This window comes from Clostridium swellfunianum, assembly GCF_023656515.1.
In the GTDB taxonomy this organism is placed as follows: Bacteria; Bacillota; Clostridia; order Clostridiales; family Clostridiaceae; genus Clostridium_AT; species Clostridium_AT swellfunianum.
The window spans coordinates 614,326-630,228 of record NZ_JAMOFV010000006.1; the positions used below are offsets into that span (position 1 = coordinate 614,326).

Here is a 15,903-nt window from a genome sequence, read left to right on the forward strand (position 1 = left end):
TATGGATATAAATATTAGAGTTTATTATAATAAAAAGGTGAAAATATACATATGAAATTTTCACAGTAAATGTATAATTAATACACTATAAAAAATATTTGCCCAAATCTATAATAAAACTGTAAACGATGAGCAATAAAAAGTTAGATGGAGGGAAGTACATGTTAAGATTTAAAAAACTAATGGCATTAACCATGGGAGTTTTAGTAGCATCATCTGTTGTACTAACTGGCTGTGGAAAAGAAAAGGGTTCAGAAACAACTAATAATTCAAAGGATAAACCAGTTGAGCTTACTTGGTATACCATAGGAGCACCTCAAGCTGATACACCAAAGGTTCAAGAAGAGATAAACAAGTATACTAAAGAAAAAATTGGTGCTACTATTAACATTAAGCAAATTGACTGGGGTGATTATACTCAGAAAATGCAAGTTGTAGTTAATTCAGGAGAAGAGTATGATATAGCATTTACTTGCTCATGGGCTAATGATTACTTAACAAATTCCAGAAAAGGAGCCTTTCTTGCACTAAATGATGAAAAGAATAATCTTTTAGATAAGTATGGAAAGGAAACCTACAATGCAGTAGATAAAAACTTCTGGGAAGGCGCAAAGATTGACGGAAAAATTTATGCTGTACCTACCAATAAAGAACTTGGTGTAGCTCCAATGTGGGTTTTCACTAAGGAATATGTTGATAAATATAAGATAGATGTTACAAAGATAAAGAAATTAGAAGACTTAGAGCCATATCTTAAGATAATAAAAGAAAAAGAACCAGATGTAGTTCCATTCTATATTACAAAAGACTACTCAGTTCCAAACTATTTTGATAAGACTGTTGAACCAGTTGGAGTAGCTTTAGATGATAGTGGATTAAAGGCAGTAAATACTTTTGAAACAGACGTACTTAAAAAAGAATTAGCAACAATGAACAAATATTACAAAGCAGGATATATCAATAAGGATGCTGCTACTGCTAAAGATGACAAAGCAGTTAAGAGATTTGTAACTAAAGCTGATGGACAGCCATTTGCTGATGCATTATGGTCAAAGGATTTAGGCTACCCAGTAGTTTCTACTCCTATTATGGATACTTATATAACAAATGGATCAACTACAGGAGCAATGCAGGCTATATCAGTAACTTCAAAGCATCCAGACAAGGCTATGCAGTTTTTAAATCTTTTAAATACAGATCCAAAGCTAAGAAACCTTGTTAACTACGGTTTAGAAGGAACTCATTACGAGAAAATTGCTGATAATCAAATTAAAATATTACCAGGACAAAAGAATTACTCAGTACCTTACTTTGCTCTAGGTAACTTATTCATAACTTATACTTTAGAGGGTGACCCAGCAAATAAGTGGGATGAATTCAAGAAATTTAATGAAGCCTCAAAGAAGTCACCAATACTTGGATTTAAGTTTGACACTACTTCAGTAAATACTGAAATAGCTGCAATGAAAAATGTTATAGACGAATTCTCAGCATCATTATATAGCGGAACTGTAGAGCCAACTGAATACTTAGATAAAATGAATTCTAAGCTTAAAGCTTCAGGCCTAGAAAAAGTTTTAGCTGAAATGCAAAAGCAAATAGATGCATGGAAGGCATCAGGAAATAAATAAGGATAGCTTTTAATATTGAATTTAAAAATCCCTTTTGTAGATGTAATTTTAATAAATTTATTTGCAAAAGGGATTTTATTTTAACAGGTATATTGCTAACCTAAAATGTATAAGATATAATATACGTAAACAATAATGACTTAAATGATATATCATTTACAAGTGGAGGAATATATGACTGAGGACAAAAAATCTCTTTACAGCCAAATAGTAGATTATTTGATAGGCATGATAGAGAATAAGGAAATACAGGTTGGCGATAGACTTCCTACAGAATTAGAGCTTATGGAAAAATTTAATGTAAGCAGAATTACTGCTAAGAGAGCTCTGGAGGAACTGAAAAATAAAGGCTTGATATATAGAAAAAAAGGTCATGGAAGCTTCCTAAGCAAGACTTTGGAAAAAGAAAATAATATTCAGCAGAAAATTATTTCTATGATCATTCCTTATGAAAATTCCACTGGAAGATTTATAGACTATATAAGAGGCGCTGCGGATTATCTTTACTCTAAAGGATATTTGTTGTCTATTAACTGTACTGATGGCTATGAGGCTAAAGAGAGAGATTTTTTAATAAGTATGTCAGGTATGGGGGTAAGCGGTATAATATATTATCCAACCAATAGAATAAATAACTTTGATATACTAAGTGCTCTTTATATGAATGAGTATCCAATTGTTCTAATAGACAAATACTTTGATTCCTTACCCTTAAGCTATTCTGTATCAGATAACTTTGCTGGAGGATATGAATCCTGCAAACACCTTATTGACCTTGGACACAGAAACATAGCCTTTATGTCTAGTATAAATATAGAAAAGGTATCTTCCGTAAGAGAAAGATTTCTTGGATATTGTAAGGCATTAAAGGATAACGGCCTTAAGATTACCAGTGATTTTATACTAACAGAGTTTTTAGATGGCATAGCCACAGAAACTGCAGGGGAGGTAAACATTGATTATACCCCAAGCCTGCTTGAAAAATTAATAGACAAAGAGGTAACTGCTGTAATAGCTGAAAATGACTACATTGCTCTTGACATTATAAAAGCTTTGGAAGCAATACAGGTAGAAATGCCTAATGATATATCATTAATTGGATTTGATAATATACCAATATTAAGTCAAATGAATATACAGTTAACCACTATAGAACAGGATTTTTATGAAATTGGAAGAAAAGCAGCAGTAATTGTTGTTGATGCTATAGAGGGAAAAAATCGTAAACAGATTAAAGAAATTACCCCAATTAAACTTATTGAAAGAAATTCTACTAGCAAGGCTGCTAGATAATTTATTAAAAGGAGAAAAATTATGTTTTATGCTTTGGAAAGAGTTCAAAAAATATGCTGGGAATTAAAAAACTATGTTTACACAAACAGACTTCAAATTAATGATTATAAGATGCTTGAAGGCAACTATATTGGCTTGGAAGCAATGAAGAATGCTTCTGGTGAATGGAAGGAATTCCATAAAGGCGATGAATGGGGAGGAAGAGACTATCACTGCTGGTTTAAGACAAGTGTTACTATACCTGAAGATTTTGCAGGCAAGGTAGCTGCTTTAAGCTTTAAAACCTTTGATGAAGGTTGGGATGCTATTAATCCTCAATTTATACTTTATATAAATGGAGAGCACATACAAGGTATTGATATAAATCACAGAGAAGTTATTATATCAGACAATGCAGAAGCAGGAAAAACCTATGAAATAGATTTACATGCCTACAGTGGATTAGTTGATAGAAAAGCTAAGCTGTTTGGTGAATTAGTTGTTATAGATAAGTCCCTAAGAGAGTTATTCTATAATCTTCAAGTACCTGCTTGGGTATGCGAAAAGCTTGCTAAAGAAGATAAGCGCAGAATTGATATGCTTACTGTACTAAATGAAGCTGTAAATATATTAGATTTAAGAAAGCCATTTTCAAAGGAATTTAATGAAAGTGTTGCAAAAGCCAACGAGTATTTAAGAGTTGAGTTCTATGAAAAGCTATGTGGGCATGAAGATACTATTGCAACCTGTGTTGGGCATACTCATATAGACGTTGCTTGGCATTGGACTGTAGCACAGACTAGAGAAAAGGTAGCTAGAAGCTTTTCAACAGTATTAAAGCTTATGGAAGAATATCCTGAATATGTGTTTATGTCTAGCCAGCCACAGCTTTATAAGTTCCTAAAGGAAGACCATCCTCATGTATATGAAAAGATAAAAGAAAAGGTTAAAGAAGGGGTATGGGAAACTGAAGGAGCCATGTGGCTTGAAGCTGATTGTAACGTAACCTCAGGAGAATCCTTAGTACGTCAAATTCTATTTGGAAAGAGATTTTTCAAGCAGGAATTCGGAGTTGAAAGTGAAATACTATGGCTTCCAGACGTATTCGGCTACAGTGCAGCTCTTCCACAAATATTAAAGAAATCAGATGTAAATTATTTTATGACTACCAAGATTGCTTGGAATCAATTTAACAAGATGCCATATGATACATTTATGTGGCAAGGAATAGATGGAACAGAAGTGTTAACACACTTTATAACTACAAAGGATCCATATCAAGATCCAAATTCACACTTTACAACCTACAATGGTCAAATACACCCAGGTGCTATTATTGGAGCATGGGACAGATATCAGCAAAAGGATATAAATAACGATGTGCTTGTATCCTACGGCTTTGGAGATGGTGGCGGTGGAGCTACTTATGAAATGCTTGAGGTAGGTAGAAGATTAAACAAGGGTATACCAGGATGTCCAAAAGTTAAAATGGCAACTTCAAAGGAGTACTTTAAGAAGCTAGAAACTAAAGTAAGAAAGAACAGAAGACTTCCTAAATGGGTTGGAGAATTATACCTTGAATATCATAGAGGTACCTATACATCAATGGCAAGAAACAAGAGAGATAACAGAATAAGTGAGAATTTATATGCTTCTGCAGAAAAAATGAGCTCACTTGCAATGCTTCTTGGCAAGGCTTATCCACAAGAAAAGCTAAACAAAGGCTGGGAAAATATACTTCTAAACCAGTTTCATGATATTCTTCCTGGTTCATCAATAAAGGAAGTATATGAAGTTACAAAAGAAGAATATAAGGAAATAATTAATAACGGCAGCGAAGTGCTTAACAGTGCATTGAAGACTATAGTTTCCAATATAAATTTAAATGAAAAATCTGTGGTTGTATTTAATACATTATCCTTTGAAAGAAATGATATAGCAAGCTTTACAGTGCCAGAGGGATTTGAAAATCCAGCTTTAATAGACGAAGCAGGCAAAGAAATAGTTTGCCAAAGAATAGAAGGAAATCAAGCTATATTCTTTGCAGAAGCGGTACCTGCATCAGGTTATAAAACCTACAAAATAGCTGAAGGTACAGCTAATCAGGAAACAGCGTTAAAGTTAAGCAAGGATGGAGCAGAGAACAAGTTCTATAAAATCCTATTTGATGAAAAAGCACAAATAAAATCCTTGTTTGATAAGAAGAATATGAGAGAAGTTTTAAAGGAAGGTCAAGTAGGTAATGCTCTTCAAGCCTTTGAAGATAAGCCAATGAACTTTGATAACTGGGATATAGACATCTACTACCAAGAAAAAATGTGGGAAGTTGATGATATACAAAAGGTAGAAGTAGTTGAGGCTGGTCCTGTAAGAGCTACACTAAAGGTTGAGAGAAAATTCTCAGATTCTACAATAGTTCAAAAAATCTATGTTTACAATGATATTCCAAGAATTGATTTCAACAACTATGTTGACTGGAAAGAACACCAAGTGCTTTTAAAGGCAGCTTTCCCGATTGATGTTAACACTAGCAAGGCTACTTATGAAATTCAATATGGAAGTGTAGAAAGACCAACTCACCACAATACTTCCTGGGATGTAGCTAGATTTGAAGTTGCAGGACAAAAGTGGGCTGACCTGTCTGAAGGAGAATTTGGAGTAAGCTTATTAAATGACAGCAAGTATGGACATGACATAAAGGACGGCTTAATGAGACTTACACTTATAAAGAGTGGTATAGAGCCAAATCCAACTACAGACCAAGAAGAACATTACTTCACATATTCACTATACCCACATAGTGGAGATTGGAAGGAAGCTAAAACTGTTCAAAGTGCATATGGCTTAAATGTGCCTTTATACACTGCAGTTGAAGATAAGCATGAAGGTAAACTTCCAAGAGAATTATCTTTAGTTAAGGCTGACAAAGATAATGTAATAATAGAAGTTATAAAGAAAGCTGAAGACAGCGAGGACTTAATCCTAAGATTATATGAATGTCACAACAACAGAAGCAGGGTTAATTTAACCTTATCAAATGAACTTGAAAGTGTTGTAGAATGTAACCTTATGGAGAGAGATCTAGAGCCTGTAGCTTTTGATAAAAACAATTTCAGCTTTGAAATTAAACCCTTTGAAATTAAAACTTTTAAGTTAAAATTAAAATAAAAACTTAAGTAAAAACTTAAGTGAAAAATAAAGAAGCTGTCAGAAAATATGTTAGCATAAAAGTAGCTGAAATATATAAAAAATGCTGTATGAGCATTTAGCGAAGCCTAGAAGGTCTTAGCGAAAGAAAAGCCACAAACCTTAGTGTTGTTCGTTTGTTCGAGGTACGAGTTTTACGAAAACACTTGGTTTGTGGCTTTTCTGAGTTTAGACCTTCTTGCATAGCGGTCAGCTCATTAAGCATATTTTATATATTTCAGCGGTAATTTTATGCTAAACCATATTTTTAGACAGCTCTTTTATTTTAGGTTCTGTTTAAGAATAGTGTTGATATGGAATAGGAACTTCCTCGTAGAAATCATTGAGCGAAGCCTAGAAAGTCTTAGCTTTCCGGCTTTAAAGGTCCGTTAAGAGCCGGCTACTGTTTAAAGCGAAGCGAGTTTAGTCGGCTTAGGACTTTTAAACAAAGGAAAGCTTAGACTCTCTTGCACAGCGAACGGTTCCCTAGAGGAAGTTCCTATTCAAAAATCAACACTGTTCTTAACCATAACCAAAAATTAAAAAGCAAGGTGAACAGTTTATACTCTGTTCGCCTTGCTTTTTACATCCATTTATTAAATTCTTCTTCTGTGGCAAGCACATAGTGAGTGCCTTCTACATGCCTGCTTGTGCCTTCAGCATAGTCTATGCCGCTGGTTCCATAGTCATAGCTTTCAGAAACTCTTTTCTTCTCCACAATTGGATTAGGATGAGGTATTGCCGAAAGCAGCGATTTTGTATAGGGATGAATTGGATTTCGAAATATTTCTTCAGTAGTTCCTGTTTCAAGAAGATAACCAAGATGCAAAACCCCGATTCTGTCAGATATATACTTTACCATGGATAAATCATGAGCAATAAAAAGCAGCGCAGAACCAGTTTCCGCTTGTATATCCTTCATTAAGTTTACAACCTGAGACTGTATAGATACATCCAGAGCACTTATAGCCTCGTCAGCTATTATAAGCTTTGGATTCATTATAAGAGCTCTTGCTATTCCTATACGCTGTCTCTGTCCTCCGGAAAACTGATGTGGAAATCTTGTGGCATGCTCCTTTGAAAGCCCTACCTTCTCCAAGATTTTATATACCATTTCCTCACGTTCCTCCTTGCTTTTATAAAGCTTGTGAATATCCAAACCCTGAGCTATAATATCAAGCACCTTTTTTCTAGGGTTTAAACAAGCCATTGGGTCCTGAAAAATCATCTGCATATTAATTCTAAGATGTTTTCTTTCCTTATCAGAAAGCTTTCCTGATATATTCACTCCATCAAAGCTTAGTTTGCCTTCTGTTGGGTCATAAAGCCTTATAATTGAACGCCCAATAGTTGACTTCCCGCTACCAGACTCACCCACAAGCCCATAGGTTTCTCCGGGAAATATTTCAAAGGAAACTCCATTAACAGCCTTAACAGTATGCTTTCTGTTTATTTTAAAATGCTGTTTTAGGTTCTTTACTTCAAGCAGAGGTTTCTTATTTTGCATACTCTCTCGCCTCCTTAAGCATTCTGTCTACTCTGTTTCTAAGGGCATCAGGCATCTCCACCTTTGGAGCTTTCTCATGCAAAAGCCAAGTGGCAGCGTAATGGGTGTCTGATATCTTAAACATTGGAGGTTCAAGTCGGTTGTCAATATTTAAAGCATAAAGGTTTCTTGGAGCAAAGGGATCTCCTACTACCTGACATGCAAGGTTAGGAGGTGTTCCTGGTATGGTGTACAGCTTATCGTCCTTTGTTTCCAAATCAGGCATAGCAGATAGAAGTCCCCAAGTATATGGATGTTTAGGCTCATAAAACACTTCCTCTACCGTTCCCTTTTCAACAATCTTTCCTGCATACATAACCGCCACATAGTCCGCAACCTTTGCAACAACCCCAAGGTCATGGGTAATGTATATAACAGAAATATTCATTTTCCTTTGAATATCCTTAATAAGCTCAAGTATTTTTGCCTGTATAGTAACATCCAAGGCAGTTGTAGGCTCATCGCAAATTAGCACCTCAGGGTTACAAGCTAGAGCAATTGCTATAACAACCCTCTGTCTCATGCCACCTGAAAGCTGATGAGGGTAATTCTTAATACGCTTCTTCGCATCTACAATTCCAACAAGCTCCAAAAGCTCAATAGCTTTTTTATAGGCTTCCTGCTTAGGAGTTTTATAGTGCCAGATCATCCCCTCAACTATCTGTGCTCCAATAGTCATAGTAGGATTTAAAGAAGTCATAGGGTCTTGAAAAATCATAGCCATACGTTTTCCGTTTATTCTCTGCCTAAGCTCCTTCTTTGAAAGCTTTAAAATATCAACCTGTACTTTTTCATTATTTCTATTATAAGTAAAGTTGATTGAGCCTGAGTTTACCTGTCCATTACTGCTTAGTATTCCCATGGCAGCCTTCATAGTAACAGACTTTCCGCTTCCGCTCTCTCCTACAATAGCCAAGGTTTCACCCTTGTATAAATCAAGCTTCACCCCTCTTATTGCATTAACGCTTCCCGAAGAAGTTTTAAAGGATATAGACAAATCTCTAATTGATAACACTTTTTCTTTTTCCATATTAAAACCTCCTACATTTCCTTCAGTTTAGGATCGAAAGCATCCCTCAGGCCATCCGCCAAAAGATTGAAGCTAAGCATTAGTATTGCAAGCACAAATACTGGCGGCATTATCATATAGGGATGAGTTGTAAAGGACTTAAAGGCATCGCTTATTAGAGAACCTAAAGATGCCATCGGCGCTGGTACACCTAAGCCTATAAAAGCCAGAAAAGCTTCAGTAAATATGGCGTTTGGTATGGAAAACATGGTATTTGTTATGATAGCTCCTAGTATATTAGGCAGAATCTCCTTAAAAATAATAAAGAAATCTCTTGCTCCTAAGGTTCTTGAGGCAAGAACAAATTCCTGTTCCTTAAGCTTAAGCATCTGAGCTCTTGCAATACGGCTCATACCTATCCAACCGGTTATCATAAGGGAAAAGGTAATAGTTAATAGCCCAGGCTTTAATACCAAAATTAGTAGTGTAACTATAACCAAGTTAGGTATTCCGTTTAGTATTTCAACAAAACGCTGCATGGCATTATCTACAGCTCCTCCAAAATAGCCCGAAATAAGACCATAGCTTAAGCCAAAGAGCATGTCGATAACAACAGCAATTAAAGCTATATAAAGAGAAATTCTAGTTCCCATCCAAGTTCTTGTAAAAATATCTCTGCCTAAAACATCTGTTCCAAACCAGTAATACACGTTCTCAAGTCCTGTCTTTTTACCATCTGACGCTACATATTTATTTATTTTCACAGTGCCTGTTGAGGTGCTTAGGCTTTCACTGCCATCAAAAATCCCAAGCTTCTCAACTGCTGGAATTCTTGGAGCAAGATTCTGATGGGTTATTGTTTGTGAAGCATAAGTATGCCCATTTAATCCTACCCCAATAACAGCCATAAGGGTTATGAGAACTATACACACAAGGCCAAATATTGCCCCTTTGTTCTTTTTAAAACGGTTAAACACATCCTTCCAATAGGATTGGCTTGCATAAACCTTATCAAGCAGTGATAAATTCTCTTCACCAACCAGTTCAAAATCCTTTTCTAAGAATTCAATATTGTTATAAGCTACCTTACTCATGGCTAACCTCCTTTGCAAGTCTTATTCTAGGATCAATAACTCCATACAACACATCAACTACAAGCATGATAGCAATATACATAGCGCTATAAATAAAAGCAATTGCAACTATAACATTGTAGTCATTTGATTGTATTGCAGTTACTAAAAGGCTTCCTATACCGGGAATTGAGAAAATCTTTTCTATTACAAGACTACCTGTCATAAGCCCTACAACAAGTGGAGCCAGTACAGTTATAACCGGTATTAAAGCATTTCTAAGCTGATGTCTTACTATAAGCCTTATGCCGCTTATTCCTTTGCTCTCTGCTAAAAGCATATAATCTGTGCCAAGCACCTCCAGCATTTCCGTTCTTGTAAAACGAGCTATGGTAGCTACAGTAAACATAGCCAGAGCTATAGTAGGCAGTACAGAGGATTCAAAGGGATTATCCAGTGAATAAAGCAGAGGCAGTGCCTGTAGCTTGTAGCCTAAGGAATAAGATAAAGCCAGCGCAAAAACATAGGAAGGCAAGCTTACACCTAAAACAGAAATTATTGTGGTTATGGTATCCCAAACTGTATTGTGCTTTAAAGCAGCAGTTATTCCCAAAATGAGTCCTACCAAAGTTCCAAGCAGCACTGCCTGACCTCCTATTCTTGTAGAAACAGGCAGCCTTGTTTGAAGCAGCGTAGAAATTGGAGTGTTCTTTGAAATTGTATAAGAAACCCCAAAGTCACCTGTAAGCATGTTCTTTACATAATTAAAAAATCTTATAAAAACCGATTTATCCAAGCCATATTTTGCATTTAATAGCGCAATCTGATCAGCTGTGAGTTTTTCATCATTAAAAGGAGATCCTGGCATAAACTCAAGCATTAAAAATAATATTAATAAAATTGCAAGCAAAGTAGCCACAGAAATCCCTATTCTTTTAAGCAAATACTTTCTCACTAACCCTTCCCCCTTCCTGTCTTTAAAAAATTACAGTGGCTAATAAGCTAACCACTGTAATGCAATAGTCAAATAAAACTTAATTCTTAACTGTATTTTTAAATACTCTTCCTATGCCAACTGAGTGGAACTCTATGCCAGAAACATTGTTTTTAATCATAACCGCATTACCCTTTTGATAAACCGGAAGTATTGCAGCCTCCTCCATAACAATGCCTTCTGCCTTCTGCAGCTCCTGCCATCTCTTCTTGGCATCTAAGGAAAGCTCCCCAGTCTTAGCAGATTTTATTATTGCATCATACTGTGCATTGGACCACTTTCCATTGTTGTTTGAAGAACCTGTAATCCACATATCTAGGTAAGTCATTGGGTCAGCATAGTCTGGGCCCCATCTTGTTAAGCCTAACTCGTACTTGCCTTCCCTCATCCTCTCAAGTCTGTTCTTCTTAGGCATAACTTCAAGCTTTATAGTAACCCCTGGAAGTGTTGTTTGTATTTCAGACTGTATGAATTGAGCTACGTTTTGCGCAGATTCAGTATCCTCTACAAGAAGAGTATAGCTGAAGGAAGATTTTCCAAGCTCCTGTTTTGCCTTGTTGTAGTATTCTAAAGCCTTAGCCTTATCTGCAGTAAAATAAGTGCCTGCTGTAGCACGGAAGTCCTTTCCATCAGGTCCTGTTGCAAGAAGAGCTGGTACTGCAAAATTGGCCTCAGTAGAACCATCCTTTAATATGTTGTTAACTACTGCCTTCTTGTCATAAGCTAAAGCTAATGCCTTACGCAGATTAATATTTTCAAGTCCAGAAACCTTTGTGTTTGGCGATATATACCACAGATATCCTGCAGGCACTGTATTAAACTCCTTATCACCTTTAAACTGCTCTACCTGTTCTCCAGAAAGGTTTGCCACATCCAAATCACCATTCTTGTAAGAAAGTATAGCCTGCTGAGCTTCCTTTATAACCTGGTATTGTATTCCCTCAAGCTTTACAGCTGAAGCATCCCAATAGTCTGCATTTTTCTCAAGCACTATAGAAGTAGCGGCCGGCTCATAGGACTTAATCTTGAAGGGACCGTTGCTCAATATAGTAGCTGCTGTACTAGCAAATTTATCTCCAGCTTGTTTATAAAATTCTTCATTAACAGGCAGGAAAGACGGGAAAGCCATTAAAGATTCAAAGAAAGTAACTGGCTGAGACAGTTGTACTACTAAGGTCTTATCGTCCTTAGCTGTTACTCCTAGCTCCTCTATCTTCTTCTTGCCTGCTGCAATATCATCAGCATTTTTAATTCCTGCAACACCAGCTATAAAAGCATACTCACTGGCTGTCTTTGGATCCACCAAACGCCTCCAGGCAAATACAAAATCCTTGGCAGTTACTGCTGCCCCATTTGACCACTTTGCATCCTTTAAAGTAAAGGTATAGGTAAGTCCATCTGAACTTTTTACAACCTCCTTAGCCATTGCTTTAATTGGAGAACCGTTTTTATCAACAGAATATAAACCTTCTGTAATTGCTGCCATAACCTCAAAAGAAGCACCATCAGTTGCAATCTGCGGGTCCATTGACGCCACCTCAACATCAAGCTGCACCTTCAAAGTTTTGCCTGTAGCTTTTGCAGTGTTTGCTGTAGTATTAGTACTTGCGGTTTTGCCCCCTCCGCAAGCTGCAAGCCCTAATGTCATTGACATCGCTAAAGCTACAGCCATCATCCTTTTAACACTTTTCATTTTGCCCCCTCCTATCAATCAAACATAGTACATTACAGTGAAGCTTTAACACTTCACCGAACTGTTATATATAATAATAATTGCAATTTTACTACTTGTCAATATTCAATTTACACAAAATTCATGTTTGTGTAAATGATAACGATTGCAAGCTTTTTGAGCTTTAATCCTTTCTAATTCAGCCTACATCAATACGTTTAAGAAAATAATTATTATCTGTTGCATGCTACTGCAATAAGATTTTTTATATGCACAATGAAATATTTTCACTTGTATTCTTGCATTTTAAAAACAAACAAATCAAACCTGGCTGCCATATGAATAAAACTCATCTGAGGCGCTTTATATTAAAAAATTACATAATTCCCTATAACTCTGCATAAATTTTCTATATTTTCATTTTTAAAGGTTATAAAAATAGATAAATATGTTATAATTGTAATAAATATCAGGAGGTGGATGCGAGAATATGAAAAAAATTAAGCTTTTTGTCTGTATATTCTTCCTTGTAATTTTTGCAGCATTTAAAAGCAGTTCAGTAAGCGCAGCAGAAAATATAAATATATTAGTATTACATTCTTATAACGAAGGTTTCTCATGGACAAAATCAATCTCTAAGGGAATCAGTTCAATTTTTGATGAAAACTCTACAAATATGAATATAAAATATGATTATATGGATTTAAAAGAAACCTCTAATGCTGATTATTTAGATAACTTTTTTAATCTTCAAAAGATGAAATATTCTCATATTAAGTTTGATGTTATTATAGCATCCGATAATGGCGCTATGGATTATCTACTTAAATATGGTGATAAGTTATTTCCAAACACTCCCGTAGTCTTTTGCGGTATAAACGAAATAAACGCCTCTATTCTTTTAAACAAACCTCAATACAAAATAGTAAAAGAAAATATTGAAGTAGAAGAAATGATAAAAAACATTCTATCAATTTTTCCTAATACTAATACCTTCAACATATATGGAAGTAATAGTGCCTCTGGAAAAAATGATTTCAATAATATCAAAAAAATTTCGAACAAATATATTAACGAATATAAATTTAATTTTTATGAAAACACTTCTATAGAGAAGCTAAAGGATACTATAAAAAGTTCAAATAAAAATACAGCTTTTATATTTGCTACTGACCCATTTTTAGATGAGTCTGAATGTTATAGATATATAAACGATGTAAAGGATAATATTTTTAAAAATTCTCCTGTTCCTCTTTTTTCTTTTTGGGATTTTGATTTGGGCTACGGAACCATAGGAGGAAAAGTTACCAGTGGATTTTATCAAGGAGAGGAAGCTGCAAAAATTGCTCTAAAAATAATAAACGGCTCTCCTCTAGAATCCATACCTCAAGTATCTGAGAGTCCCAATAAATATATGTTTGATTATACTCAATTAAAAAACTTTAAAATAAATCAGAGCATACTTCCAAAAGGCAGCATCATTATAAATGAAGATTATTCTTTTTTTCAAAAATACAAGAAATTAGTTATTGTTACGGGAATATTTTTTTTATTTCTTATCACTACAATTTCTCTTTTATCCATAATTATTAATCAAAAAAGAAAGAATGAGATAAAACTAAATAATAGTTATGAGGAACTAAGTGCAGTTTATGAAGAACTTGCTGCCACCGAAGAAGAGCTTAGAACTCAATATGAAGAACTACAAGAAAATGAAGAGATCATAAGAAATGATGAGGAGCGCTATAGACTTGCTATAGAAGGAGCCAACGATGCCATTTGGGAATGGAACTTATTGAATAATTCTTTCTTTATCTCAGAAAAATGGACAGAGATAACTGGCCATGATATATTTTCTAACTTTAATGATATATACAACAAATACATATATCAATTAGATAAAGCTTCTGCAGAAAAAGATTTAACTGAGGCTATAGATAATAATAAAATATATAAAAGTGAATTTAGAGTAATTGCAAAAGATGGTTCTATTAAATGGCTTCTAAATAGAGGAAAGCTATTGAGAGATTCTGATGGAAGGGCTGTAAAAATGGCTGGTTCTACTACTGATATTTCAGAAAGAAAGGCTAATGAGCAGCAAATCGAACAAATAGCTTATTTTGATGTGGTTACAAATTTGCCAAATAGATACTATTTTATGCAACAATTTGAAGGTATATTAAATTCAAATACTTTATTTAATAAAAATTCAGCCTTATTATTTTTAGATTTAGATGAGTTTAAAAGAATCAATGATACTCTAGGTCATGATAAAGGGGATTATGTTTTAAAAGAAATTTCTATAAGGCTTAAAGCTTCTTTACCATTAAATTCAATAGCAGGCAGGTTTGGCGGAGATGAATTTTTAGTTTTAGTCCCAGAATTTGATAATATAAAAGAATTAGAAGTGATTTCAAGCAACATATTAAATGTGTTTAAAGACCCTTTTATTATAGATGGTACATTAAATTACGTCACTACAAGCATCGGGATCTCTATAGCCCCTATAGATGGTGAAAACCCTGAAATGCTTTTAAAAAATGCTGATACTGCAATGTATAGAGCAAAGGAACAAGGTAAAAATCAATATTGCTTCTTCAGCTACTCCATGGGAAAGGAACTCATAAAAAGAATAACCATAGAAAATAATCTTAGGCCTGCCCTGGAAAATAAGGAATTCGAATTATATTATCAACCTCAAGTAAATTTATTTACTGGAAAGATTGAAGGTATGGAGGCCTTAATTAGATGGAATAATACGGAATTAGGTTTTGTTTCCCCTAATGATTTTATACCTATAGCTGAAAAAACAGGACTTATAGTCCCTATAGGTAATTGGGTATTAGAGACTGCCTGTAGGCAAAATAAAATTTGGATAGATAATGGCCATACTTATAATTCTATTGCCATAAATGTATCCAGTATTCAATTTATAAAACCTAACTTCTTAGATAACGTAAAAGATATATTAACTAAAGAGAATCTACCCAGTGTTTTCTTAGAAATAGAAATAACAGAGAGTTTACTTATGGACTCAACTGAAGATATTATTAATAAGTTAAATTATTTAAGATCTATGGGTATAAAAATTGCCCTTGATGATTTTGGAACAGGTTACTCTTCTCTAAATTATCTAAGACAGCTGCCTATAAATGTATTGAAGATTGATAAATCCTTTGTGCAGGAGATATGTGATAACGCTGAACAAAGATTAATAGTGGATGTTATAATAAGCCTGTCTCATAAGCTTGGCTATAAAGTTATAGCAGAAGGAATAGAGACTAAAGAGCAGCTAAAACTTTTAAAAGATATGGGCTGCGATATAGGCCAAGGCTACTATTTTAGCAAACCTGTTAATGCAGAAAACATGGAAGCTTTGCTAATGAGGAATGAAAAAACAACATATGAAACATAAATAAATGTATAGCTTTATGATTGCCAATTTGCAGCTGAACTACCGTTTTGGTAGTTCAGCTAACTTTTTATCATGGAGTGAAGTGAAGAGCTTGCTAATTACTGA

9 protein-coding genes are annotated in these 15,903 nt (G+C 34.7%); 4 read left to right on the forward strand and 5 right to left on the reverse strand.

The annotated features are described in order from the left end of the window. Positions 1-161: 161 nt before the first annotated feature. From NBE98_RS02935 to NBE98_RS02945, 3 genes are all read left to right on the forward strand, one after another. A complete protein-coding gene (locus tag NBE98_RS02935; RefSeq protein WP_250812408.1) occupies positions 162-1,631 on the forward strand; it encodes an ABC transporter substrate-binding protein in 1,470 nt (489 codons plus the stop codon). Between the two features lie 174 nt (positions 1,632-1,805). Further along, a complete protein-coding gene (locus NBE98_RS02940; protein ID WP_250812411.1) occupies positions 1,806-2,924 on the forward strand; it encodes a GntR family transcriptional regulator in 1,119 nt (372 codons plus the stop codon). Positions 2,925-2,945: 21 nt separating this feature from the next. After that, complete coding sequence (locus NBE98_RS02945) at positions 2,946-6,071, forward strand: alpha-mannosidase (RefSeq protein WP_250812413.1); 3,126 nt, start codon at positions 2,946-2,948, stop codon at positions 6,069-6,071. Between the two features lie 601 nt (positions 6,072-6,672). Here NBE98_RS02945 and NBE98_RS02950 read toward each other — a convergent pair. The 5 genes from NBE98_RS02950 to NBE98_RS02970 form a co-directional block, all read right to left on the reverse strand. After that, on the reverse strand, positions 6,673-7,596 hold the full coding sequence (locus NBE98_RS02950; protein WP_250812415.1) for an ABC transporter ATP-binding protein: 924 nt from the start codon (positions 7,594-7,596) through the stop codon (positions 6,673-6,675). Next, positions 7,586-8,665, reverse strand: a complete 1,080-nt coding sequence (locus tag NBE98_RS02955) for an ABC transporter ATP-binding protein (RefSeq protein WP_250812419.1) — start codon at positions 8,663-8,665, stop codon at positions 7,586-7,588. The genes NBE98_RS02950 and NBE98_RS02955 overlap by 11 nt, the downstream gene beginning before the upstream one ends. An 11-nt stretch (positions 8,666-8,676) precedes the next feature. After that, positions 8,677-9,738, reverse strand: a complete 1,062-nt coding sequence (gene opp3C, locus NBE98_RS02960; protein WP_250812421.1) for an oligopeptide ABC transporter permease — start codon at positions 9,736-9,738, stop codon at positions 8,677-8,679. Further along, entirely contained in the window at positions 9,731-10,672 is a 942-nt protein-coding gene (locus NBE98_RS02965; RefSeq protein ID WP_250812422.1) for an ABC transporter permease, read from the reverse strand. The genes opp3C and NBE98_RS02965 overlap by 8 nt, the downstream gene beginning before the upstream one ends. A gap of 79 nt (positions 10,673-10,751) precedes the next feature. After that, positions 10,752-12,404, reverse strand: coding sequence for a peptide ABC transporter substrate-binding protein (locus tag NBE98_RS02970; RefSeq protein WP_250812423.1), 1,653 nt, complete (start codon positions 12,402-12,404; stop codon positions 10,752-10,754). A 469-nt stretch (positions 12,405-12,873) separates the two neighbouring features. Between NBE98_RS02970 and NBE98_RS02975 the strand changes: the two genes are divergently transcribed. Beyond that, positions 12,874-15,798 carry an EAL domain-containing protein gene (locus NBE98_RS02975; protein WP_250812426.1) on the forward strand — a complete coding sequence of 975 codons (2,925 nt, stop codon included), beginning with the start codon at positions 12,874-12,876 and terminating at the stop codon, positions 15,796-15,798. The last annotated feature ends 105 nt before the right edge of the window (positions 15,799-15,903 follow it).